Origin of the sequence: Streptomyces sp. NBC_01723, from assembly GCF_036246005.1 — a bacterium.
Classification (GTDB): domain Bacteria; phylum Actinomycetota; class Actinomycetes; order Streptomycetales; family Streptomycetaceae; genus Streptomyces.
Genome location: NZ_CP109171.1, coordinates 7,044,511 through 7,069,980, shown reverse-complemented (window position 1 = coordinate 7,069,980; position 25,470 = coordinate 7,044,511). Strand labels below are relative to the sequence as shown.

The following is a 25,470-nucleotide window of genomic DNA, read 5'->3' as shown; positions in this document are numbered from 1 at the left end:
CCATGACCACCGCCGCCACCACCCCGCCCGTCCTGCACCTCGCCGGCGTCAGCCACACCTATTCCGGCCAGCGCCGCAGGACCACGGTCCTCAAGAGCATCGACTACGTCTTCGAACGCGGCACTTTCTACACCATCCTGGGCCCCTCGGGCAGCGGCAAGACCACCCTGCTCAGCCTCGCCAGCGGCCTCGACACCCCCACCCACGGCACGATCAGCTTCGACGGCCAGGACCTCACCAAGCTGGGTCTCGGCCGCTACCGCAACAGGCACGCCGCCACGATCTTCCAGCAGTACAACCTCCTCACCTACATGACCGCCCTCCAGAACGTCACCTGCGCGATGGAGATCACCGGTGCCAAACCCGCGACCGGAAGCCGCAAGGCCCGCGCCTTGCACCTGCTGGAGAAGATCGGTCTCGACAAGGCGATGGCTACCCGTAACGTGCTGCAGCTCTCCGGCGGCCAGCAGCAGCGCGTCGCCATCGCCCGCACCCTCGCCTGCGACGTCGACATTCTCTTCGCCGACGAACCCACCGGAAATCTCGACGAGGACACCGCCCAGGGCATCATCGACACCTTCCGCGAACTCGCTCATGAGCAGGGCAAGTGCGTGGTCGTCGTCACTCACTCCCAGCAGCTGGCTGTTCAGTCCGACCGCATTCTCAACCTGCGCAAGGGCAAGCTCACGGAACAGGTGAACACCCGATGAACACACGCGCGCTGCTGGCAGCGCCCGCTCTGGTCTTCGCCCTCGCCCTGACCGCCTGCGCCAGCGGTTCGGGCGACTCCAAGAGTCCCGACGACCGGCCGACACCGCAGGAACATCCCTCCGGAGGGATGCAGGCCGGAAACGGGCAGACGCCCGACCTGCCGGACGGCTGGCTCGAGTCCATGCGCAAGTACGCGGACTGCCTGAACCAGAACGGAGCCCAGGGCGTCAAGGTCGATGAAACCCAGGGCGGCCTCGCCATGGGTTCCGTGCTACCGCCGGACGCCGTGACCAAGTGCCTCAAGTACAACCCCGTCTCCAAGGAAAGGGGGCGCCAAGGAGATGAATCCTGACGCGGGATGACTGGCGATACCCCGGCAGAGGCTGTCAGCCCCCTGCGCCGCCGGGCCGATCGCCGTCCAGCCCCGGCTCACTCCCGCCCCGGCAGGGCCACGCGGAAGCCGTTTTTGTACATCCCCGTGCCCCGATCTCCCCGGTGGTCAGTGACTACTGGAACGCAACCGGCGCGCTCGACCAGCTGAAAGTCCATGCCGCTCAGGATGCCCCGCTCGTCTGCTGTTCGTCACATCCATCGCGTACGGCGCTACGGCCGGCACGCATCCGTCCTGGTGGCGCGGCCCGGACCACGGCCTGTCAAATCTGTTGACAGCAACACCGGTTTCCTGGTCCGGACCCCGGACCCCGGGACGCACCGGACGGGGGCAGCCCGAAAGGGGGCTACCTCCGTCCTTGCCGGCTCAGCTCGGAGTGCCGACCGGCTCGTCTTGTGGACTGCGCGGGCCGGGCACCGTGGCCCCAGTGGCCGCAAGGTCCAGGTCAAGGCGGCTGCTCATATCCAGTTCGAACCGGCCGTACGGGTTCACGTGGGTCCAGAACAGCGGTGACAGCCCCCGCCGGTCCGCCTCGGTGAGCGTGTCCGCCCACTTCGGGTCGGCCAAAACCTGCTGTACAAGCAACGTATTCACATGCACGAGACTGCTCTGCAAAAGGTGCAGGGCGAGCATCGAGACCTCCTGGCTCTCCTTGTCCGCACCCGTCAGGTCGCCGTCCTTGCCGTAGAACAGGTCGTAGTTCGCCGAGTTCCAGTTCTCCACCACCTGCAAGCCCTCGCCGATCTCCTTGCGCATCTCCACATCCGACAGATAGTCACAGATGAACGCCGTGCGCACCACGCGCCCCAGCTCCTCGATCGCCTGGTAGGTCGGGTGCTTGGGGCCGCCCTTGGTAAGGCGGCGCAGGACCTGCTCGGCCTCAGCGGTGCCCAGCCGCAGGGCGGTGGTGTACTTCACGATCTGGTCGTACTGCTGGGCGATGAGGTCCCAGTCGATGGTGCGGGTGGAGAGCACCGGGGCCAGGTGCGGCCAGTTCCTGTCCTCGCCCGCGGCCGGCCGGTACAGCCTCGCCCGTCCGATGTTCCTCAGCCTCGGCATCAGCTTGAAGTCGAGCATGTGCGCGAAGGCGAACCCGACGATGGAGGCGCCATGGGTGTCGGTGTACTGCCGGTCGACCTCCATGTCGGTGCAGTGCCGCAGCACGCCCTCGATCATCGAGGCGACCTCGGAGGCCGAACAGAACTTCAGCTGGCTGTAGATGCACACCGATTTTCGTTCCACGTGCCAATAGATCATGACCCCCGGGCCCCGATAGCGCTGGTGCCACTCCGTCATGAAGTTGGACGACCACGCGCCGAACTTGCGGCTGTCGGAGGCGCACGCCGTCCCGGTGCCCCACCACATCTCGTCGCGGGCCGCGAAGGTGGCGTTGACCAGCTTCACCAGGGCCGCGCGCATGTTGGCCCGGTTCACGAACAGGTGCCGCACCCGGCGCAGCGTCGCCTCCGACTCACCGTGCTTGCCCGTCGCCGCGACACGCTTGATCCCCATGTTCGTGCCCAGTCCGAACAGGACCAAGAGCAGCCTTCTCCGGAGCACTTCCCGGGACAGGTTCTCGCGGGTGGCCACCGTGGTGAACTCGGCGATGAAGTCGGTGTCGAACTCCGCGTACTTCAAGATGTCCAGCAGATCGATGGTGCCCCAACGCCGTTCGATCTCCCCCTTCACCGCGACCAAGCTCTCCGGTTCCTCCTGCTTGGGCCGCGGCGAGACCTTGACCCATCCCTCGCCGTTCTTCTTCACGATCGCCACCCCGCCCGTGGTGTCGCCGGCCAGCGCGGCCTCGAACCGGTCCAGGGCCTCGCGGTGCGTCCTCTGCAACTCCGCGATGAACTTCGCCGGGTCCTGGGGCTTTTGGATCGCGTCGTAGTGCACGTCCCGGTTGTCCTCGAAATCCTGCGGCAGGTCGTCCTCCGGGTTGCGCCACCGGTTCGCCCCCACCACCCATATCTCCCGGCGCCGCAACGCCTCGCGCAGGGACACCAGCACGCACAGCTCGTAGGGGATGCGCTCGACACGGCCCTTGTCGTCCACCACCGCGGCCCGCCACTGATCGGGCACCACACCCTCCAGCGGTACGGACTCCGCCGCGTCGAAGAACGCGCCCTCCTTCAGCGGCTGCTCCAGGTAGCGCTGGAGCAGGTCGATGGCGTCCATCACCGGCCGGTAGGCGGTGTTGTTGCACTTGAGCGTCAACGCCTTCAACAACGGGGTGAGCATCCGCCGCCAGTGCGCCGAGTACGCCGAGCGCAGCACGGTGCGGATACGCGCCTTGTACTTGGCCTCGTTCGCCGCAGCCTCCGCGGCAAGTGCCTTCAACGTCTTCTCCCCGCCGACCACCGGGTAGATCACCTTGCGGACCGAGCCCGACGGCTCGGACAAGGCCGCCTCGGCGACCCGCAGCATCATCGCCTCCTTGCCCCGCACCTTCTTCAGCTCGCCGGTCATCTCCTTGTCTACCTTCTTCTCCGCCCGAGTGTTGATCTTCAGCACCAGCTGGATGAACAGCTCCACCAGCGAGTCGGTGATCTCGGTGTGCCGCACATGGCACAGAGCGGCCAGCAGAGTCAGACGCATCGGCGGCTTCATCCGCTCCAGGTTCGCCGGGTACTCCTTCGCCGCCCGCGCCCGCCAGGCGTCCACCTGCTTCTCCGACACATCCGCGAACAGATCGGCCGGAAGCTCCAGTTTCCGCACCCGCTGGAGCTTGTCCACCTCCGCGAACAAACTCTCCAGCCCCGGAGCTCCCGGGTCGGCCTTGAGTTCGGTGGAGAACGACCGGCCGCCCCCGGCCACCGCCTGGTCCTCAACCGTCTCCTCGCCGTCTTCCCGGCCCGCGACCAGGTCCTCCAGCCGCGAGCGGGTCGCGTGGGACAGCCGGTCCACGGTGGTACGGCAGAACCGCGCATCGAAGTCCCTGACCGCCTTGCCCTCCAGGCGCCGCACCTTGGCCGGAGCCGGCGGCTCAACGAAGTCGTTGCGGCAGCGGGCCAGCACCGCCTCCACCAGCCGGTCACGCGACAGTTCCACCCCGCACAGCTCGGCCGTCAGCCACTCGGCCAGCCGCTCCTGGTCCTCCTCCGTGCCCGCCCGGAACCCGAAGGCTTTGCGGATCTCCTTGCGGTGCCGCTTGATCCGGTCGCCCTGCCAGTCGTACGCCGCCCACTGGTCCGCCGACACCTTCACCTGCTGGGCCACGTAACCCACCGCGGCAGCCGGGACTTCACGCTCGGTCTCCGGAAAGCGGGCCTCCACCTCGAAGAACTTCAGCAGCACCGCGAAGCCCAGCCGATTCGCCCCGGACTTGTTCCGCAGCCGCTTCATGTCGTCTTCGAGCAGCGTCCAGACCTCGATGAGGTCCTCCGGCTCCCAGTCCTGCCGCACCCGCGCACTCCTCGCTCCGAATCGGATGATCGCCATAGCGTGGCGACCTGCCGGTAGAAGCGAAGCGGTTAGATCCAATCCGTTGCCAAAGGGTTACTCAGTGTTACTCGCCATCTGGCGGCAGCTATACGAGAACCGGGCCCACTACAGTAACGAGGGGAACGCACCTCGTGCAGCGATCATCAGCGACCGGAGAATCACGGGCCTGCTGGCCAACGTGATCGCTGACCTGGTCGCAGAGCTCGGCCCGTTGTGGCACGAACGGCACCAGGCCGAGCTTGCGTCCCGTCCGTGGAAGCGCGCTGTGGGCGCGGGAGCGAACGGGGCGCAGTCCTCACTCAACCCAGGCGTACGCGGTCCAGTTGGCGGGACTGGGCGACCAGGCGGTCCCTGCTGTCCCAGACCTCGGCGTCCTCCTCCAGGAAGCCGCCGGCGAGGTTGCGGGTGGTGATGGCGATCCGGAGGGGACCCGGCGCCGGGCGGGCGCGCACGTGCACGGTCAGTTCGACGGTGGGGACCCAGCCGGACAGACCGATCTCGAAGGCGGTGGGCGGCAGCGCATCCACCGCGAGGAGCAGCGAGAGCGGGTCCGCGGCACGGCCGTCGGCGAGGCCGAACCAGGCCCGCATCTCCCCCTTGCCCGACGGCGAGCCGAGGGCCCAGCCGAGCGTGTGCGGGTCGAGCTTGAGCATCAGCCGGTCGGTGATGGCCGAGTTGCCGGGGACTGGGGCGCCGCCGGGACTGTCCGCAGCGCCGAAGCACTGGTCGATCGGCGGGATCGCGGGCGGCTGCGCGGTCGTACGGACGTCGTCGGGCAGCCCGTCGAGGTCCCCGTACGAGGCGAGTACGCGGATCCGCTCGATCTCGCGGCCCTCGCCGTCGTACTGAAATAGGGACGCCTGGCCGGTGGACAGGGTGCGACCGGTGCGTACGACATCGGTGCGCACCACCGCCGGACCCGGCTGCGACGCCGTCAGATAGTGCGCGGAGATCGTGAACGGGTCCGGGTGCGGCAGGGCGTCCGCGAGCGCGCGGCCCAGGACGGCGAGGAGATAGCCGCCGTTGACGGCGTTGATGATCGTCCACCCGGCGGACAGCTCGGTGTCGTAGACACCGGGCTGTCGCCGGGTGACGGCGGTGTCGCGGTCGAACTCGCTGTCGCCGATCCTGGCCCGGACCGCGTGCACGGAAGCTTCCTCTAGCATGCCTGCACGGTACAACAGACAATTACTATGAGGTCGCGCGGATAGGTACTCCGCGACGGCGAGTTCCTCGTGTCCTGAGGCTCGGACGAACGGATCTACGAGTGAGAGCACGAGGCATCAGGCGGATGCCTGGCCTCAGTCCCCTCTCCGAAAGCGTTCACGGCATGTCTGCTGCTTCGTGCGCGGCCGCTTGTGCCGCAGTGACCAGGACGTCCCGCTAGTCTTCTGAGTCAGGAATTCTGTTCAGTTGTGTAGGGTTGCCTGGTGGCGCGTACTGGGCGGCCGAAGGCCGAGTTGATCCTGTCGGATGCGGAACGGGCTGCGCTGGAGGGATGGGTGCGGCGCCGTTCCACCCCGCAGGCGTGGGCTTTGCGGTGTCGGATCATCCTGGCCTGCGCGACAGGCGCGTCGAACAAAGACGTGGCCGCGCAGTTGGGCTCCACGCCGCATGCGGTGGGCCGCTGGCGGAAGCGGTTCGTCGGGCACCGGATCGCCGGGCTGGGTGACATGCCGCGCCCGGGCGGCCCCCGGACGGTCACCGACGAGCAGGTCGCTGCGGTGGTGAAGCGGACGCTCGAGTCGACGCCGAAGAACGCCACGCACTGGTCGACGCGGGCGATGGCGAAGGAGATGGGCCTGTCGCAGTCGACCGTGTCACGGATCTGGCGGGCCTTCGGCCTGCAGCCGCACCGCACCGAGACCTTCAAGCTGTCCACGGACCCGTACTTCGTCGACAAGGTCCACGAGGTCGTCGGCCTCTATCTGGACCCGCCCGAGAAGGCCCTGGTGTTCTGCGTCGACGAGAAGTCGCAGATCCAGGCCCTTGACCGCTCCCAGCCGGTGCTGCCGATGATGCCCGGCGTCCCGCAGCGCCTCACCCACGACTACGTGCGCGCGGGCACCACCACATTGTTCGCCGCTCTCGAGGTGGCCACCGGCAAGGTGATCGGCTCCCTGCACCGCCGGCACCGTGCCGAGGAGTTCAAGAAGTTCCTGATCAAACTCGACCAGGCGATACCGGCAGACCTGGACGTGCACCTGGTGCTGGACAACTACGCCACCCACAAGACCCCGGCCATCAAGACCTGGCTGCTGACTCACCCCCGCTTCCACCTGCACTTCACGCCTACCGGCTCGTCCTGGCTCAACCTGGTCGAACGGTGGTTCGCCGAGCTGACGAGCAAGCAGATACGGCGAGGCGTCCACAGAAGCGTCCAGGCCCTGGAGAAGGACATCCGGACCTGGACCGCCGCATGGAACACCGATCCCAGGCCCTACGTCTGGACCAAGACCGCGGACGAGATCCTCGAACGCCTCGCCAACTATCTGAACAGAATTCCCGACTCAGAAGACTAGAGGATGCCGCCCCAGGCGTGACGCTCGTCGGGGGCGGCATCGTCGACCACGCGAATTTTCTCCCCGATCAGAGCCATGGTGCGACGGGTCAGGTCATAGGGCTCCCAGCCGGGCGTGCCCTTCCGCGCGAAGGACACCCACGCCTCGTGTGCTGTGGCGGCTGTCGTCGGCGAGGGGTGGTCTCCGATGAGGGCTCGTACGCTGTCGTGGTTCTCAGTCCGGAAGACGAACGGCACCTCCGTCGCGTGGCACGACCCGAAGCCGTGGTTGTCGGCGGGCTCCAGATGGTCGAAGCGGTACACCCAGGTGGGCCCGGCACCCCCGGCGATGCGGGCTTCGGCGTACTGGAGGGCCGGAAGAGCGTAGGACCAGTCGGTGCCGATCGCCGCGAGCAGGTCGCCAGGGGTCGCACCGGGGCGCGCGGCGCGGTAGATCGCCACCCCTTCCGGCCCGAGCCCGTAGCCCGTCGCCTCGGCGAGCAAGGTGGATTCCTCTATCACGTCCAGCATGTTCATGGCCACGAGGCCCAAGCGATTCTCGTCGCGGGTCCAGCCTGTCAGCAGCGGAACCGGGACTCCGGCCCCGACGCGAGCGGCTTCCAGCGGATGAACCGGCAAGACGGTGCCGTCGACCACCGGCGCGAACGGCAGCCCTCTCAGGCCCAGACTTCCCCACTTGTCGGGCGCGCTCCCGAGCTGGACCTCCGTGACCACCTCGGAAGCGGCATGCCTGAGCCGGTCTTGCGGAATGGCTGCGATGGCGACCCTGGTGGCCGGCACTTCGAGTACTTCGGCCAGCAGGCTGCCGACCACCAGCCCCTGCTCGGCGGTGAGCGTGTGGGCGGCGGCGCCGGACTGCGTGATGGCGCGGACGAACAACCCGGCCGCGCACGGCATCGCCAGCAGGGTGGCCACGCTCATCGCACCGGCAGACTCCCCCGCGACCGTCACGTTCCCGGGATCACCACCGAAGGCAGCGATGTTGTCCCGCACCCATTCCAGCGCGGCCACCTGGTCCTGCAGGCCGAGGTTAGCCAGACTGTCGCCGAGGAAGAGGAAACCCTCCGCGGCGAGCCGGTAGTTGATCGTCACGCAGACCACGCCGCTACGCGCGAAGGCCGACCCGTCGTACGCCGCCACGGAATTGGAGCCGTTGGCGAACGAGCCTCCGTGGATCCACACCAGCGCTGGAAGGCCGCTTACCTCCGGGTCGGGCGTCCATACGTTGAGATTGAGGCACTCCTCCCCCTCGATCTCCACCTCGGGGAAGAGCCGCCGGATGGCAGGCGGGTAGTCCCCCTTCGGCACTGTCGGCCCCATGCGATCCGCGTCGCGGAAGCCCTGCCACGGAACCACCGGCTGCGGGGGCCGCATCTTGTTCGCCCCAAAAGGTGGCGCGGCGTACGGGACTCCCAGGAAGGAAACGACACCTTCACGCAAACGGCCTTCCACGGTGCCGCCTTCGACAGTCACCCTGGGTCCGTGCACGTCTTTCGACATCAGAAACTCCTATGCAACATTTTTTCATCAAGTACTGCGATCATTGGATCGCATTCGCAGACGCGTCAGGGATCTTCCGGCCACGATGCTCCGAGCGGCAGCGCGGTGACGGCCGCCTCGGTCTTGGCCGCGTCCTGCTCCTGTCCGTTGATCAAGTCGGTGCAGACGAACGACTCAGCGGTCCCGGTCACCAGGTGAGCCATGTCGGGCAGCGGCATCGTGATGCCATCCGGTTGACGCAATGGGCCTGAAGCGGACTCGCGTTGGCCGTGATCAGCCGTGGAGCGCGCTCGGGATCGCGCCCGATGAACTCCCGGTAGCAGGCTCCGCCGATCGCTGACCTGGCTAACAGGCCGATGGACGGTGTCCTGATGTCATCGACCGGAGCAGGACCAGCTTGTCCTCGTCGGGGGCGAGCCGGGATGATCCAATCGAGGTTGCGGGCACCGGCCGGGGCTGTGACATGCGCGCCGAGCCCCTTGCCCAGCTGCACGGCAACGCTGCCGACGCCGCCGGTAGCCCGGACCAGGAGTTGTTCCCCGGGCCGGAGCCGCGCCCTGTCGGTGAGGGCGGTCATCGCGGTGGTGCCCGACGCGGGCAGGGCGGCGGCCTCGATCGGACTCAGGTTCTTCGGGGCACGGGCAAGCCATTGTGCGGGCACGGCGAGGTAGTCGGCAAGAGCCCCGGAGCTGAGGTGCGGCATGAGTCCCAACACCGCATCTCCGACGTTCCAGGCGCGTACGCCGCTGCCCACGGCCGTGACCTGGCCGGCGACGTCACTGCCCAAACCGCGAGGGAAGCGGGTGCGGATCACCCGGCGCATCTTGCCCGCCCTGAAGACGGTCTCGCCGGCGTCCACGATTGCGGCGTGCACCTCGACAAGGACCTCTCCCGGCCCCGGCCAGGGTGGGGGCACGTCGTTGACGCGCAGCACCTCGGGCGGGCCGAAGCGGTCGAACTGTATGGCACGCGCGTCTTGGTCTCCTGGGTGACATGTCTTACGGGTGGGTCGGCGTGACGGGGCGAGGACATTCAGCGGGACCTCGGGACCGGGGCCGGGACCGCGGAGAGCGCATACCGGTTGACTCCCCGGGGGGGGCGAGCGGCCGCGTGGACTTTCCCGGCTCCGCGCTCCAGCGGCTGCTCGGTGAAGTGTCAGCCGATCCCTCGACCAGCCCCGGTCACGTCCATCCGGCGCCGACCTGTTGCCGCGCTCACCCGGGCCGCGTCACTGCGTGTCACCCACGAAATCCACCAGCGGAGCCAGTCGCTCGGCGCCGATCTCGCTCCGCAAGCGCTGGTCGGTGACGCCGAGGCCGGCGCTCGGTGCCTGGCAGAGCACGGCGACCTTGCCGATGTGCCCGTTCTCCTGCACCAACCGTGCGGCTTCGCCGGTTTCGCTCAGGGGAAAGACCTGGGACATCGTCGAGACGATCCGTCCCGAGCTGATCAACTGCCCGCATTCCGACTGCTCCTGCAGGTTCGCCGCATGGCTGCCGATGACTCGCTTGAGCCGCATCCACAGATACCGATTGTCATAGACGTGTTGGTAGCCCGTACTCGACCCGCAGGTGATGACTGTTCCGCCGCGTGCGGCGACGAACAGTGAGATACCGAAGGTGGCACGTCCGACGTGTTCGAACACGATGTTCGGGTCCCGGCCGGTGCGCTCGCGGATGATCGTGCCCAGCCTCTTTCCTATGGCGATGACCTGAGCAGGGTCGTCGGACGGGTCGCCGTCTAGCCCGATCTCACTGCGCTGGATGACGATGTCACAGCCCAGCCGACGTACCGCCTCGGCCTTCTCCGGCGAACCGACCACACCGACTGGAACGGCACCGCCGTTGCGGGCGAACTGCACGGCGTATCCGCCCAGCCCTCCGGCTGCACCCCATACCAGGACGACGTCCCCCTGCTTGAGCCGGGCTCCATGGTCCCCGACGAGCATACGGTAGGCGGTACCCGCGCACAGCGGATTGGACGCGGCTTCCTCCCAGGTCAGATGGGCCGGCTTCGGCAGCAACTGACTGGCGCGGACCACCGAGTACTCGGCCAAGGCGCCGAAGTTCGTCTCGAAGCCCCAGGCCCGCTGTTCCTGACCGAGCATGGCATCGTCGTGTGTCGCTGGCTCCTGGTCATCGACCTGCACCGGATGGACGACAACATGGTCACCGATGTTCCATCGGCGCACTCCGGAACCCTTGCGTACGATCACCCCGGAGGCGTCGGAGCCGAGCACGTGGTAGGGCTGGTCGTGCCGGGTCGCCCAGCCGCCCTGGCGGGCGAACTGCTTGAGGAACCGGAACGTCGGGATGGGTTCGAACATCGCCGCCCAGACGGTGTTGTAGTTGATCGAGCTGGCCATCACCGCGACGAGAACCTCGTCCGGAGCCAGCTCTGGTGTCGGCACATGGCCGACGCGCAGCGACTTGCGGACGTCCTTGTCCCGCATGCCGCGGAACATGTCCGTGTCCGCTACATCGAGGTGGGCGGCGAGGTATTCCCGCGGGATGTCGGCACGTTCGATCTCCTCCGGTGTGCCGCCGCTCAGTACTGTCTCCGACAGAGTCGTCATCGTTTCGCCTTTCGCAAGGGGGCGTTCCGTTCAATGGGAGGGGTCAGCGTGATTCCGCGAGCCAGTGGCGTTCGCGCTGGAAGGCGTAGGTGGGCAGATCGACGGTGCCGGGCTCGGCCTCGTGGAACACCGCCTCCCAGTCGATCTCCACGCCTCGGCAGAACAGTTGAGCCAGGAGCGTGATGGCCGTCATCGACTCGGGCCCGGGCGCGCGCAGTACGGTGACGCCGGGTCCGGCCTCCACCGACGCGGGGCCACATTCGACGACGGTGGCCACGTCCCGCTGCTTCCAGAGGTCCGGCGGGGGTGTGTCCGTACCGAACCAGAACTCGGCGGTGCACAGCTCGGCGTGGGCGTAGGGGACCGGAGTTTCCAGTTTGGTGAAGGACAGCCCGTCCAGTACCTGCTGGACCTCACTCCGGGAACCGCTTCCCACGGCTTTGGCCAGGCGTACGGCATCCGGCAGACACAGCAGGCCGGCCACGTTTGCGGCCGTGACGCGGCTCGCTCCTCGCCCGGATACCAGGGACGGCCGCAGGCCCCACGAGCTCAGCAGCCGGTAGTAGGAGATACCGAAGGTCAGCTCCACCAGCGGTGCCCACCCCGGCGGCTGCGGTGCGCGGTCTCCCAACACCGCGGCCCGCACTGAGGTCCCGGTCTCGGCGCCCAGGTGCGAACAGATCTCGTCCATGGCCGTGGCGTAGGCCGGACAGGCGTCGTAGAGCTCTCGGCCCATACTGGCGAAGGCGCTCCCGGGACCGGTGAAAACAAGGCCGACTCCGCCCGCGACGGGCTGACCGGTCACCACGGACACGTTGGGCTGAGCATCAGCGACGGCCGCCAGGCCCGCGCGCAGGTCGTCTAGGCCGCTCCCGACCACCACGGCCCGGTGGGTGTGTGCCGCGCGGGTGTGCGCCAGTGACCACGCGAGGTCCGTGGGGTGTGGGGCGGGACGGGCGTCGAGGTGTTCGGCCAGCCGCCGGGCCTGGGCGCCCAGTGCGGCCGCCGAGTGTCCGGAGACCGGCCACGGCAGCACCGGCGGCGTGCGCCCGGGTGCGCGGTCCGGTTCTGTGGACGGGTGCTGTTCCAGGATCACGTGAGCATTGGTGCCGCTCATGCCCAACGCGGTGATGCCCGCACGCCTTGGGTGTTCGATCTCCGGCCACTTCCTGGTTCTGTCGATCAGCTCGACGTGTCCGCCGGCCCAGTCCACTGCGGGGTGCGGCCGATCGATGTGCAGCGTCTTCGGCAGCACTCCCGCCTTCATCGCCTGCGCAACCTTGATCACACTGGCGATGCCGGAGGATGCCTGTGTGTGACCGATGTTGGGTTTCAGTGTGCCCAAAAGGAGCGGCTCGTGGGCCTGGCGCTCCTGGCCGTACGTGGCCAGGAGCGCGGCGGCTTCGACGGAGTCGCCGAGTTCGGTTCCGGTGCCGTGCGCCTCCACGACATCGACATCCGCGGCGCTGATCCGCGCGTCGGCGAGCGCCCGGCGAATCACCCTCTGCTGCGCGGCACCACTGGGTGCGGTCAGTCCGTTCGACGTTCCGTCTGCGTTCACCGCGCTGCCTCTGATCACCGCGTGTATCCGGCGTCCGCGACTCACCGCGTCGGACAGCCGCTCCACCACCACGATCCCGACTCCCTCGGCGAAGCCGGTTCCGTCGGACGCGGCCGCAAACGGTTTGCAGCGCCCGTCGGGCGCCAGCGCCTGCTGGCGGGAGAACTCAATGAACGCTGTCGGCGTCGACATCACCGTGGCGCCACCGACCAGAGCCAGGTCACACTCCTGTGTGCGCAGTGATCGGGCGGCCTGGTGCAGAGCCACCAGCGATGAGGAGCACGCGGTGTCCACGGTGAGTGCCGGGCCGGTCAGACCGAGGTGGTAGGCGATACGGCCGGACATGATGCTCGTGGCGCTGCCGGTGATGACCATGCCCTCGACATCACCGAGGCGCTCGGTGGCGAGCGTGGGGTACTCCTGGGCGTTGCTGCCGATGAAGACACCGGTATTGGTCTCGCGCAGGGTCGTTGGGTCGATCCGGGCGTCCTCGACGCCCTCCCAGGCGGTTTCGAGCAGAAGCCGTTGCTGGGGGTCCATGGACAACGCCTCCAGGTCGCTGATCCCGAAGAAGGAGGCGTCGAACTGGTCGGCCCGGCTCAGGAAGCCTCCTTGACGGGTGTAGGAGGTGCCGTGGTGGTGCGGGTCTGGGTCGAAGAGCGTGTCCAGATCCCAGCCCCGGTCGTGGGGGAACGAGGAGATCGCGTCCGTCTCGTCGAGCAGCAGCTGCCAGAGCGCGTCTGGGGAGTCCGCGTCGCCGGGGTAATGACACGCCATGCCGATGATCGCTACGGGTTCGGTCAGCACGGCCGCCAGCCGATGGTTCTGCTGCCGCAGTGCCTGCACTTCCTTCAGTGCGCTGCGCAGCGCTTCGACATACGGCTCGACGGAATCGTTCGTCACTTGTCTCCTCCAGATCGCGGGGATGACTGCTGGGCGGCCAGTCGCAGCAGGCTTGCTCCGTCCAGGTCGTCGAGGGACGCCGTCTGAGGAGTTCCCTCGGCCGCTACGGCATCCAGCAGACCGGGCACCTGTCGTTCGACGACGGCGGCCCGGGGTGCGGAGTCCGGTACCAGTTCGCCGTGCAGGAACCGGGCGAGGCTGCTCGGCGTGGGGTGATCGAAGACGAGAGTCACCGGCAGCGTCAACGCGGTGGCCGCCTTGAGACGGTTGCGCAGGGTGACCGCGGTCAGTGAGTCGAACCCCAGATCCCTGAGCGGGCTGGACGCCTTGACCGAGGCGGAGGTGGCCAGTCCCAGGACGGCGGCCACGTGGTGTTGGACGAACGAAAGCAGCATTCGTTCCTGTTCGTCGGCGGGGAGACCGTCCAGCTGTTCCACGAGTCCAGCCTCTTCGTTCCCGTCGGATGCCTGCCTGCGTGGGCCGGCTCCGACGAGTCCACGGAGCACGGGCGACTGTGTGCCGCCGTCGTTCCGTAGTGCATCCAGATCGAACACGGCGGGTACGTGCAGCGCCTGCCCGGACGCCACTGCGGTGTCGAAGAGCCGCATGCCCAGCTCGGCGTCGAGTGGCGTCACGCCCGTGTCAGCGATGCGGCGGAAGTCAGCCGCACTGAGGTGAGAGCCCATGCCGCTCTCGGTTCCCCATAGCCCCCATGCCAGGGAGGTGGCGGGCAGCCCCAGGGTGTGCCGGTACGTGGCGAGTGCGTCCATGAAGGCGTTGGCCGCCGCGTAATTGCCCTGCCCGGCGTTACCGAGCACGCCCGCGACCGACGAGTACACGACGAACGCCGAGAGGTCCAGATCGCTGGTGAGGTCGTGCAGTGCCCAGGCGGCGTCCACCTTCGGCCGCAGTACCGCCGCAACTTGATCCGGCGTGAGGGAGTTGAGGATGCCGTCGGCGAGCACGCCCGCCGTATGCACCACCGCAGTCAGCGGGGCGGTGTCGGACACCGTGGCGAGCAGGGAGGCGAGCTGGGCACGATCGGTCACGTCACACCGCACCACTCGTACTCGTGCGCCGCGCCGCTCCAGGTCCGTTCGCAGCCGATCCGCGCCCGGGCTGCTTGGTCCTCTCCTGCTGACCAGGAGCAGGTCGCGCACCCCGTGCTCGTCGACCAGGTGTCGTGCCGCCAGGGCGCCGAGGCCGCCGGTTCCGCCGGTGATGAGAACCGTGCCGGAGCCGTACCACGTCCCGGCCGGGCCGGTCTCGGGCTGTTCTCTCGCCAGCCTCGGCATCAGGACCGCGTCGCCGCGCAGCGCGATCTGTGATTCACCGGTGGCGAGCAGCCGGGGCAGAACCGACTGAGCGCGAGCGACATCGTCGAGGTCGATCAGGACAAATCGGTTCGGGTTCTCCGACTGCGCAGCCCGCACCAGTCCCCACACCGCGCCGAGCGCGACCTGTTTGCTGTCGCGGACAGTTGGCCCCGCACCGCTGGTGACGATCACCAGCCGGGAGTGTTCGAATCGCTCGTCAGCCACCCACGCCTGGAGCAGGGCCAGAACGCTCTGCACCAGATCGTGGGTCTCGGCGGGAACATCGAGGCCGGCGGTCCCCGTTAGTGGCAACAGGACGACCTCCGGGATCCCGCCGGCAGCCAGTGATCCGAGATCCGGGTGACCTGTCAGGGGCCAGGTGGCGGCGTGTGGCAGATCCGGTGACAGCAGTGTCGACCACCCGTGGTCCATGGTCCCGCGCAGATCGACCGGAATCCTCTTCCAGCCCAGGGTGTACAGCGATTCCCGCACACCGGCGTCGGTCACGCGGAGCGTGTCCTGGGCCACCGGCTCGACACACACCTTTTCCGCGACGGCCACTGGTGCCCCCGACGCGTCGGCCAGAAGCAACGCAGCACCATCGGGGCCGGGAGTCAGGCGGACCCGCACGGCACGTGCCCCCTCGGACAGCACACTCAGGCCGGACCATGAGACGACGACAGCGTGCTCCGCGTCCAGCAGGGGATGGGTCGCCGCGTCCAACAACAGCGGGTGGAGCGGGAACGCGGTGACCTCCCCGGCGACGGAGTCGTCCTGCAGCGATACTTCGGCAAACAACTCCTCCCCCGCACGCCACAGACGGCGTATCCCTCGTGCGGCAGGTTCGAACCTGTGCCCGGCGGCCTCCAGGTTCTCGTACAACTGCTCGACATCCATGTCGACAGCACCGGGAGGAGGCCATTTCGTCAAGGACTCGGCGCGGGCCGGATGTTCACTGAGTATCGCCACGGCGTGCCGGGTCCACGGCGGATCACCACCGTCGTCGGGCCGTGAGTGGACCGTGACCTCACGGCGCCCGAACTCGTCCGCTGGTCCGGCCGAGACCTGAACGCTGATCGCACCGGACTCGGGCATCAACAGCGGTGCGCCAATCATCAGGTCATCGACCTTCCTGAGTCCGACGTGGTCGCCGACCCGGACGACCCAGTCGGCGATGAAGGCGCCGGGCACTAGGATCCGGCCTCCCCTCACCTCACCGGTCAGCCACGGCTGGGCAGCGGCTGAGATCCTGCCGGTGAGCACCGTGCCCCGTCCGTCGGCGAGATCCACCGCCGTGTCCAGCAGCGGGTGATGTGCGCCGGCCGACACGGCTCCGGCGCGGTCGCCCGTTCCGACGGCCGCAGCCAGCCAAAACCACTCGTGCTGGAAGGCGTAGGTCGGTAGTTCCACCGTCGCGGCGCCGCGCAGCAGCGCGCTCCAGTCCACCGTTACCCCATTGACGAAAAGCGTCGCGACCGACGACAGGAACTGGTCCAGGCCGCCGTGGTCGCGGCGCAGCGATCCCGTCGCCAGCACCTCGCCGCCGATCTGCTCCACCGTTTCCTGCACGCCCATAGTGAGCACGGGGTGCGCGCTGACCTCGAGGAACACGCGGTGATGACGCCTCCCCAGGGCCTCCAAAGCCGACTGGAACAGCACGGGTTCACGCATGTTGCGGTACCAGTAGTCCGCGCCGAGGACCGTCGTGTCGAGCAGCTCACCGGTGACCGTGGAATAGAAGGGAACGGTCGGGGTCTGCGGGGCCACCGGCGCGAGGATCTCCAGCAAACGTTCACGCAGAACCTCCACCTGGGCGGAGTGCCCGGCGACGTCCGCACCGGCGATTCTGCGGGCCTTGACACCCAGAGTCCCGAGCTTCGCGAACAGTTCCTCGATCGCGTCCGGTTCGCCGGACACGACGGTCACCTGCGGACCCGTCACAGCGGCGACGGACAGCCTCTCGCCCTGCTGCGGCAGCAGTTCCTTCAGCTGCACAGCAGGCATCGGGACCGACAGCATCGCACCCTTGCCGCTCAACTCCCCCATCAGGCGACTGCGCAGCGCCACGATCCGCATCCCGTCCCGCAGAGAGATCGCTCCTGCCACACACGCGGCAGCGATCTCCCCCTGGGAGTGCCCGACGACCGCGGCGGGTTCGACCCCCATGGACCGCCACAGGGCGGCCAGCGATACGTGTACCGCAAACAGGACGGGCTGCACGACGTCCAACCGCTCCAGCGACGGCGCACCGGACACCTCGTGCAGGACGTCCAGGAGTGACCAATCGGCGAACTCAGACAGCTCGGCCTCGCAGCGCGCCATCGACTCGGCGAACACCTCACTGGTCTCCAGCAGGGCCGTGGCCATGCCGGACCACTGCGACCCCTGGCCGGGGAAGACGAACACCACACCGTCGTCCCCACCGGCGGCCCGGCCACTCACCACGCCTGGATGAGGGGTTGCGGACCGCAGCGCCGTAAGTCCATCCAGCAGCGAGTCACGGTCCTTCCCGAGGACGACGGCCCGGTGGTCGAGGATCGAGCGGCACTCCAGCAGGGACGTGCCGATGTCCGCGAGGTCGTCATCGCCTGCCGCCACCGCGTCGAGTAGCCGGCCGGCCTGTTCCCTCAGCGCCGACTCACTGCGCGCGGTCACCACCCAAGGGATGACAGCGGAGGACGGAGGGCGGTCGGTCGCCTGAGCCGTCCCCGCGGCGTCACCCTGCTCCATGATCACGTGGGCATTGGTGCCGCTGAAGCCGAACGCCGAGATCCCAGCCCTGCGTGGACGGTGGGTCTCGGGCCAGGAGCGGGCTGAGGTGAGCAGTTCCACCTTGCCCGCCGACCAGTTCACATGAGAACTCGGCTCCTCTGCGTGCAGCGTCTTGGGCAGCACGCCGTGGCGCATGGCCATCACCATCTTGATCACGCCAGCGACGCCCGCGGCGTGCTGAGTGTGACCGATGTTCGACTTGATCGACCCCAGGTAGAGGGGTTCGTCGGGCCGATTCACTCCATAGGTGGCAAGCAGCGCCTCCGCCTCGATCGGGTCACCGAGCCGGGTACCCGTACCGTGTGCCTCGACGACATCGACGTCGGGGAAGCCCAGCCGGGCATTGGCCAGAGCGCTGCGGATCATCCGCTGCTGGGCCTGGCCATTGGGGGCGGTCAAACCGTTGGACGCACCGTCCTGGTTGACCGCGCTGCCTCGCAGTACGGCCAGTACCTGATGTCCGTGGCGTCGCGCGTCCGACAGACGCTCGACCAGCAGCACGCCCACGCCTTCGGCGAAGTCGGTACCGTCCGCGTCGGCGGAGAACGCTTTGCAGCGTCCGTCGGGGGCGAGCCCGCCCTGGCGGGAGAACTCGAGCAACGCACCGGGCAGCGACATGACGTTCGCACCGCCAACCAGCGCGAGCGTGCACTCCCCCGCATGGAGTGAACGGGCTGCCAGGTGCAGGGCAACCAGTGACGAGGAACATGCGGTGTCCACCGTCAGCGCCGGTCCGCTCAGGCCCAGCTGGTAGGAGATACGGCCAGACATGATGCTGGGATGGCCGCCGGTGAGCATGTGTCCTTCGACATGCTGCGGCGCCTCGTGCATCAGGGGTCCGTACGCCTGTGCCGAGGCACCCAGGAACACACCGGTGGCAGTGCCCCGTACCGAGTCGACGGGGATACCGGCGCGCTCGAAGGTCTCCCAGGCGGTTTCAAGGAGCAACCGCTGCTGTGGTTCCATGGCGAGCGCTTCCCGGGGCGATATACCGAAGAAGCCGGCGTCGAACCCTCCCGCGTCGTGCAGGAATCCGCCCTGACGGGTGTAGGTCTTCCCGGAACTGCTCGGATCAGCGTCGAAGAGCGCTTCCATATCCCAGCCCCGGTTGTCCGGGAAGGGCGCGATGGCATCCGTTCCTTCTGCGACGAGCTGCCACAGCTGTTCCGGCGATGACACACCGCCGGGATAGCGGCAGGCCATCCCGATGATGGCGATCGGCTCGTCGATCCCACCCTTCGTCTCCGCTGGGGCGGCCTCCGCTGCCGGAGTCTCCAGCGAGGTGAGCCTGTCGACCACGGCAAGGACGGTGGGTGCGTCGTAGGCGATCGTGACCGGCAGTGGAATACCAGTTGCGGCCTGCAGCTTCGCGTGCAGCTCCACGGCGGTCAGCGAGGTCAGCCCGAGGTCGATGAAGCTGGTAGCAGGGTCGAGCGCACCGGGCGTGTCATAGCCAAGCACGGTCGCGACCGTGCCTCGGACCACATTGAGCAGCAGTCGGTGGAGCTCGGCACCGGATGCGTCCCCAACCAAGGCACGTAGTGCTGACGGCGTTCCGTCCGCCGGTTCCTGCACTGTTTCCTCTTCTGCTTCTCGTGCCGGTTCCGGCTGCCCGCCCGTTGCCGCACCCTTCGAGGGCGTCAGCCAGAATCTCTGTCGCCGGAAGGAGTACGGCGGCAAGTCCACCACCCGGGCGTCTCCGGCCAGCACGGCCAGGTCGACGTCGTGTCCCCGGCAGAACAACTGGGCCACGGCCGCAACCGCTGTGGCGTCCTCACGACGGTCCGCGCGCAACAACGGCACCGCGCTGACATCGGTCGAGCCGACGTTCGCCTCCACCACCATGGGGGTGAGCGCCGCGTCCGGACCGGCCTCCAGGAACGTGGTGACGCCCAGGCCGGTCAGTGTCGTGATCGCGTCCGAGAAACGTACGGTGCCCCGTGCGTGCCGGACCCAGTACTCGGGGCTGCGCAGTTCGTCGGCAGCGGCAACGGAACCCGTAAGCATGGACACGATCGGGAGACGTGGCTCGCCGAACCGCAGGCCCGCCACGACCTCCCGGAAGCGCTCCAGGACCGGTTCCATCAGGGGGGAGTGGAAGGCATGGCTCACGGGCAACCGCTTCGACCTGCGGTCGGGGAACCGGGATATCAGGGAAGTGACTTCGTCCTCAGCCCCGGAAATCGCCACGGAGGTGGCACTGTTGACGGCGGCGATACCAACACCACTGGTGAGGAACGGTTCGACCTCTGCCTCGGACGCCTGGAGAGCGACCATCGCCCCACCTGCGGGCAACTCCTGCATCAGCTGCCCGCGGGCTGTCACCAGAGTGGCTGCGTCGCGGAGCGAGAGGGCGCCGGCGACATGGACCGCAGCGATCTCACCGATCGAGTGGCCCGCCAGGTAGTCCGGTTGTACGCCCCATGACCGCAGCAGTCGAAAGAGAGCTACTTCCAGTGCGAATACCGCCGGCTGGGTGAACTCGGTACGATTCAGCGCGGCCTCGTCGTCGCCGTCGATGACACGCCGCACCGGTTCGTCGAACAGGTCGCGGACCTTCTGGAACTCTTGAGCGAAGTAGGGGAACTCGCGCGCCAGTTCGCGTCCCATGGCCACCCGCTGGGAGCCCTGACCGGTGAAGAGCACTACCAACTTGCCCGTGCCGGTGCGCTCCCCGTCCCCGGCGTCCTCGGCAAGGGCCCGCAGATTGTGCAGCAGTTGCTCACGCCCGGCGCCAGTTACCGACGCCCGGTGGGGCAGCGCTGTCCTCGTGGTCGCCAAGGACCTCGCGACGTCCTGAGGCTGCCAGTCGTCACGGTGGGAAAGGCTGCTGTGCAGCCGGAGCGCCTGGGTCCGCAGCGCGGCGGCGTCGGTTCCGGACAGAACCCACGCGACATACCGGTTGTCCGTAGAAACGGATGCCGCAGGATGGGTCTCCGGGGCCTGCTCTACGATGACGTGCGCATTGGTGCCGCTGATCCCGAACGAGGACACGGCGACGCGACGAGCACGGCCGTTCTCCGGCCACGGACGCGTCCGGGTGAGCAGCTCCGCGTTGCCCTGCGCCCACTGCACACGCGGCGTCGGCTCGGTGATGTGGAGAGTCCTCGGCAGTGTGCCGTGCCGCAGGGCCATGACCATTTTGATCACGCCGGCGACACCGGCAGCAGCCTGAGCATGACCGAAGTTCGACTTGAGTGTGCCCACCAGCAGAGGACGGTCCTCGGGCCGCCCCTGGCCGTACACGGCCAGCAACGCTTCGGCCTCGATGGGGTCGCCGAGCGTGGTGCCGGTGCCATGTGCTTCCACAGCGTCCACCTCGGAGGGTGCGAGCCGCGCATCAGCCAGGGCTCGTCGGATCAGACGCTGCTGTGCCGCGCCGCTGGGGGCGGTCAGCCCGTTGGATGCGCCGTCCTGATTCACCGCGCTGCCTCGCAGTACGGCCAGCACCGGGTGCCCGTGACGACGTGCGTCCGACAACCGCTCGACCAGCAGCATGCCCACGCCCTCGCTCCACACCGTGCCGTCGGCATCTGCGGAGAACGCCTTGCAGCGCCCGTCGGGAGCCAGTCCGCCCTGACGGGAGAACTCAAGGAACATGCCCGGAGAGGACATGACGGTGGCGCCGCCGGTCAGGGCGAGGTCGCACTCGCCCGCGCGCAGCGCCCGGGCGGCCAGGTGCAGTGCCACCAGCGACGACGAGCAGGCCGTGTCGACGGTCAGCGCAGGCCCGTGCAGGCCCAGCTGATAGGCGATCCGGCCAGACATCACGCTCGCGCTGGTGCCGGTCAGCAGCTGGCCCTCGACGTGCTCCGGCGCGTCGTACAGGCTCGACCCGTACTCCATGTCCGTGCCGCCGATGAAGACACCGGTCTCGGTCCCCCGCAGCCTCGCGGGTGCGACCCGGGCGCTTTCGACGGCCTGCCACGCGGTCTCCAACAGCAGCCGCTGCTGGGGATCCATAGCGAGCGCTTCCCTCGGCGAGATCGAGAAGAAGCCGGCGTCGAAGGCGGCGGCGTCGTCCAGGAAGCCACCGTGGCGGACGTAGGAGGTGCCTCGGTGGTGCGGGTCGGGATGGTAGAGCGTCTCCAGATCCCAGCCGCGGTCGTTCGGGAACGGGGTGACGGCATCAGTCTCCTCGACGACCAGATTCCACAGATCCTCCGGAGAGTTGACCCCTCCCGGAAACCGGCATCCCATACCGATGATCGCGATCGGCTCGCTGTCCTGCCGTTCCCACACGGGGTCGTCCCCCGTATCGTCCGGGGATTGAGACAGCGCTTGCTGCAGATGCGCGACCAGCCGTTCCACCGTGGGGTGGTCGAAGAGCAACCCTGTGGGCAGGGTGAGACCGGTCAAGGCGCTGAGCGCGTCGCGCAGTTCGACGCCGGTCATGGAGTCCAGCCCCAGGTCGGCGAAGGGAGCGTTCCGGTCCACGAGTGCGGGGTCCTCGTACCCGAGGGCGGTGGCGACTTGGGCTCCGACGGCATCGCTCAGCTCGCGCACCATGCGTACGGTGCGCGGGACGTCCTCGCTTCGCTCGTGCGGTGCGGAGAGGCCACGGTCCGACGCGGTCCGCCGCTCAGGCCGGGAAATGTGTGCGCCATCGAGCCAGTACCGCTCTCGCTGGAAGGCGTACGTGGGCAGGTCGGCACGGCGCGGACGATCGAACAGACCGTCCCAGTGGACGTCCACGCCGCGGCAAAAGAGTCTGGCCACGGCCGCCATCAGCGCTACCGTTTCCGGCCTGCCGACCCGTAGTGAGGCCACTGCCGCCAGCTCGCCCGACGACTCGGCGACCATGGGCGTCAGCGCCGCGTCAGGACCCAGTTCCAACGCGGTCGTCACACCGAGATCGCGCAGCGTGTGGACCACATCGCGGAAACGCACCGCCAGGCGTGCGTGGCGCACCCAGTAGTCGGGAGAACCCCACTCCCTCTCGGTGGCCACCTGTCCAGTCACTCCGGACACCAGAGGGATCTCCGGGGCGCGGAAATCGATCTCATCAGCCACGGCGGCGAAATCTGCCAGCATCGGCTCGACGAGGGGTGAGTGGAAGGCATGGCTGACCGGAAGCCGCTTGATGCGGCCCCCGGCGGCACGCACCTGCTCGGCCACCCGCCCGACCGCGGCTTCGGCGCCACTGATCACCAGCGACGAGGGCCCGTTCACCGCCGCAATGCCGACATCCGTCTCGTCGGCGAGCAGTGCTGCGACCTCGGATTCGGTGGCCTCAAGTGCCGTCATGGCCCCGCCAGGCGGAAGGGCCTGCATCAATGTCCCACGTGCTGCGACCAGCCGTACGGCGTCGGGCAGACTCAGCACACCTGCGACGTGTGCGGCGGTCAGCTCTCCGAGCGAGTGACCAGCGACAGCGTCCGGGCGCACCCCCCACGACCGCACCAACCGGTAGAGAGCCACTTCGGTCGCGAACAGCGCCGGTTGCGCCCACCTGGTCGGGTCGAGGTCGTCGCCGCTCAGGATCATGTCGCGCAGCGGCCGGTCGAGCCATCGGTCGAAGTGCGCGCACACCTCGTCCAGGGCCTCGGCGTATTGGGGGAACACCTCGTACAGCTGGACTCCCATGCGGGGGTGCTGGGCGCCTTGACCAGTGAACAAGACGGCGAGACCGCCAGAGCCGGCCTCGCCGGTCATCACCGAGGGATGCGGTCGCTGCCCGGCGACGGCATCGAGGCCGGACCTCAGGTCGGGCAGGGTGGCGCCCAGCACGACGGCGCGATGGCGGAATGCGGTACGGCTGTGTATCAGGGACCACGCCACGTCGTCCGGTGGAGCGTCGAGATGCCCGGCCAAGGCCACGGCCTGGGCACGCAGAGCCGCAGGTGTGTGACCCGACAGGACCCAGGGCAGCACGGGAGAGACTCGGCGCGCCGCACGTTCGGGATCGTGCGCGGAAGAGTGAGAACCAAGAACCACATGGCAGTTGGCGCCCACCATGCCGAAGGAACTGACACCGGCGAGCACCTGCCCACCTTGCGGGTCCCACGTCCGCAGCTCCCGCTGGACCGCGAGCTTGAGCCGGTCGAGCGGGATGTCCGACGGCGGCGCTTCGAAGTTCAGACTGGGCACCCAGGCCCGGTGATGCAGGCAGAGGGCGACCTTGATGAGCCCGGCGATGCCGGCGGCGCTCTCCAAATGCCCCACGTTCGTCTTGACCGAACCGACCGCCAGCGGCGTCTCACCGCGACCAGGACCGAACACGGCTCCCAGCGCCGCCGCCTCGACGGGGTCGCCCACGCGGGTACCGGTGCCGTGCAGTTCGACGTACTTCACGCCTGCGGGGTCCACACCGGCGCGCCTGTAGGCCGCCCTGAGCACCGCGCCCTGCGCCTCGACACTTGGAGTGGTCAAAGTGCCGGCCGAGCCACTGTTCATAGCGCTGCCGTGGACGACACAGTAGATCCGGTCCCCCTCAGCGACGGCCTGACGGAAGGGCTTCAGCAGGACGGCCCCTCCGCCCTCACCTCGGACGTAGCCATTGGCCCGTGCGTCGAAGGTGTGGCACTCGCCGTCCGGCGAGATCGCTCCCCATCGCGCTGAGATGGCCGAACTCTGTTGCAGTAGAGCCAGGTTGACCCCGCCTGCGATGGCGAGGCTCGACTCTCCTCTCAACAGACTTTCGGTGGCGAGATGCACCGCCACCAGCGAGGACGACTGACCGCTATCGACCACCATGCTCGGGCCGTGCGAACCCAGCACGTACGACAGCCGGTTGGCTATCGCGCTGCGATGTACGCCGGTCATCGTGTGCTGCGAGGTGAGCGTGTCGTCCGAGTACGCCAGGTGAGCGTAGTCGTCCCACATGGCACCCACGAACACACCCAGTGCGGTGTCCCGTACGGACCCGGGCACGACACCGGCATCCTCCAGAACCTCCCAGCCCAGTTCGAGGAAGAGCCGCTGCTGCGGGTCCATCGCCGCTGCCTCGCGCGGTGATATGCCGAAGAAGCCGGGATCGAATCGGTCGACATCGTCGAGTACACCACCCCGGAGAGTCGAGGACCGCTTCCCGGTCTCCGGCCGACCCGTACCCCACCGGTCGGGAGGGGCGCTGGTGATCCCGCTTTCCCCGTTGCGGAGCAGACGCCATAAGGCATACGGTGTCGATGCCTGTGGAAGGCGGCATGCCATCCCCACCACGGCAACGGCAACGTCCATGTCACTCATGGTCACACTCCTCTTGCACACGCGACGACTCAGTCGGCTTCGGGAAACTGTGGGGATGTGGCAGCGAGGAAGGGGCGGGCGTCACAGACACCATGGCCTTCATCAGGGTCTCCCGGTGATGTCCGGGCGTCAGGGTGCAGACGAGTCGGGCGCAGTCACGGATGTGTGAGGGTTTTCCGCGACGTCTCCGACAGCCGCTCCTTCATCACGACCCTGACACAGTGCCACTGGTGCAGACAGGGACTGTCGGGTCCAGGGTGAGCGCTGGACAAGAACGACAGTCCATGCGTCGGTACCGGCCCACCTCGCTCCCCTGGCGCCTCTCGGTGTCCTGCCCGGACTGAATTCCAAAGGTGACACGTCTGCGTAGGAGGTACACGCCGGGCGGAGGTGCACGACGGCTTCAACCAGCCGTCGGATACGGCGAGGCAGCTTCCTTGGCCGAGATGCTGATTCCGACGGTGGGTGGAGAAGCCGACTGGCCCGGCGCGCTCGGACGGGAACCGATCACGCATCTCTGGCGGCCCTGCTCGGGGTCAAGGGGGCTTGGTGGAAGCCGTGTTCACCGCGACAGGCGCCGCTCGCCGT

11 protein-coding genes are annotated in these 25,470 nt (G+C 68.1%); 3 read left to right on the top strand and 8 right to left on the bottom strand.

Annotation, left to right across the window (positions count from 1 at the left end; all coding sequences use genetic code 11):
• The first annotated feature begins 2 nt into the window (after nt 1–2).
• Together OIE75_RS33200 and OIE75_RS33195 are read left to right on the top strand one after the other, a co-directional pair.
• Nucleotides 3–710: an ABC transporter ATP-binding protein gene (locus OIE75_RS33200; protein ID WP_329473162.1), complete on the top strand. Its 708-nt coding sequence runs from the start codon at nt 3–5 to the stop codon at nt 708–710.
• The gene (locus OIE75_RS33195) at nt 707–1,063 is read left to right on the top strand and encodes a hypothetical protein (protein ID WP_329473161.1); all 357 of its coding nucleotides are present in this window, start codon (nt 707–709) and stop codon (nt 1,061–1,063) included. The genes OIE75_RS33200 and OIE75_RS33195 overlap by 4 nt, the downstream gene beginning before the upstream one ends.
• Before the next feature lie 405 nt (nt 1,064–1,468).
• Here the strand turns inward: OIE75_RS33195 and OIE75_RS33190 are convergent, their stop codons facing one another.
• Together OIE75_RS33190 and OIE75_RS33185 are read right to left on the bottom strand one after the other, a co-directional pair.
• Complete coding sequence (locus OIE75_RS33190) at nt 1,469–4,543, bottom strand: Tn3 family transposase (protein WP_329473159.1); 3,075 nt, start codon at nt 4,541–4,543, stop codon at nt 1,469–1,471.
• Nucleotides 4,544–4,845: 302 nt separating this feature from the next.
• Nucleotides 4,846–5,712 (bottom strand): thioesterase family protein, encoded by an 867-nt coding sequence (locus tag OIE75_RS33185; RefSeq protein WP_329473158.1) that lies wholly within the window; start codon nt 5,710–5,712, stop codon nt 4,846–4,848.
• A gap of 264 nt (nt 5,713–5,976) precedes the next feature.
• On the opposite strand from OIE75_RS33185, the gene OIE75_RS33180 reads away from it, so the two are divergent.
• Nucleotides 5,977–7,068, top strand: a complete 1,092-nt coding sequence (locus OIE75_RS33180; RefSeq protein ID WP_329473156.1) for an IS630 family transposase — start codon at nt 5,977–5,979, stop codon at nt 7,066–7,068.
• Here OIE75_RS33180 and OIE75_RS33175 read toward each other — a convergent pair.
• The 6 genes from OIE75_RS33175 to OIE75_RS33150 all read right to left on the bottom strand — a co-directional run bounded on the left by OIE75_RS33175 (nt 7,065) and on the right by OIE75_RS33150 (nt 24,882).
• Entirely contained in the window at nt 7,065–8,567 is a 1,503-nt protein-coding gene (locus tag OIE75_RS33175) for a carboxylesterase/lipase family protein (protein ID WP_329473155.1), read from the bottom strand. The two genes, OIE75_RS33180 and OIE75_RS33175, sit on opposite strands and share 4 nt — an antisense overlap.
• Nucleotides 8,568–8,632: 65 nt before the next feature.
• Nucleotides 8,633–8,770, bottom strand: coding sequence for a hypothetical protein (locus OIE75_RS33170; protein ID WP_329473154.1), 138 nt, complete (start codon nt 8,768–8,770; stop codon nt 8,633–8,635).
• Nucleotides 8,755–9,483: an NAD(P)-dependent alcohol dehydrogenase gene (locus tag OIE75_RS33165; protein WP_329474104.1), complete on the bottom strand. Its 729-nt coding sequence runs from the start codon at nt 9,481–9,483 to the stop codon at nt 8,755–8,757. Before OIE75_RS33165 ends, OIE75_RS33170 begins: the two co-directional genes overlap by 16 nt.
• Before the next feature lie 312 nt (nt 9,484–9,795).
• On the bottom strand, nt 9,796–11,142 hold the full coding sequence (ccrA, locus tag OIE75_RS33160) for a crotonyl-CoA carboxylase/reductase (RefSeq protein WP_329473153.1): 1,347 nt from the start codon (nt 11,140–11,142) through the stop codon (nt 9,796–9,798).
• Nucleotides 11,143–11,185: 43 nt separating this feature from the next.
• Complete coding sequence (locus OIE75_RS33155; RefSeq protein ID WP_329473151.1) at nt 11,186–13,606, bottom strand: type I polyketide synthase; 2,421 nt, start codon at nt 13,604–13,606, stop codon at nt 11,186–11,188.
• A complete protein-coding gene (locus tag OIE75_RS33150) occupies nt 13,603–24,882 on the bottom strand; it encodes a type I polyketide synthase (RefSeq protein WP_329473150.1) in 11,280 nt (3,759 codons plus the stop codon). The genes OIE75_RS33155 and OIE75_RS33150 overlap by 4 nt, the downstream gene beginning before the upstream one ends.
• Nucleotides 24,883–25,470 lie beyond the last annotated feature (588 nt).

Bases quoted from the DNA above. Each gene is read 5' to 3' on its own strand.
- OIE75_RS33200 (WP_329473162.1), top strand. From the start codon at position 3: ATGACCACCGCCGCCACCACCCCGCCCGTCCTGCACCTCGCCGGCGTC.
- OIE75_RS33195 (WP_329473161.1), top strand. From the start codon at position 707: ATGAACACACGCGCGCTGCTGGCAGCGCCCGCTCTGGTCTTCGCCCTC.
- OIE75_RS33190 (WP_329473159.1), bottom strand. From the start codon at position 4,543: ATGGCGATCATCCGATTCGGAGCGAGGAGTGCGCGGGTGCGGCAGGAC.
- OIE75_RS33185 (WP_329473158.1), bottom strand. From the start codon at position 5,712: ATGCTAGAGGAAGCTTCCGTGCACGCGGTCCGGGCCAGGATCGGCGAC.
- OIE75_RS33175 (WP_329473155.1), bottom strand. From the start codon at position 8,567: ATGTCGAAAGACGTGCACGGACCCAGGGTGACTGTCGAAGGCGGCACC.
- OIE75_RS33170 (WP_329473154.1), bottom strand. From the start codon at position 8,770: ATGGCTCACCTGGTGACCGGGACCGCTGAGTCGTTCGTCTGCACCGAC.
- ccrA (WP_329473153.1), bottom strand. From the start codon at position 11,142: ATGACGACTCTGTCGGAGACAGTACTGAGCGGCGGCACACCGGAGGAG.
- OIE75_RS33150 (WP_329473150.1), bottom strand. From the start codon at position 24,882: ATGAGTGACATGGACGTTGCCGTTGCCGTGGTGGGGATGGCATGCCGC.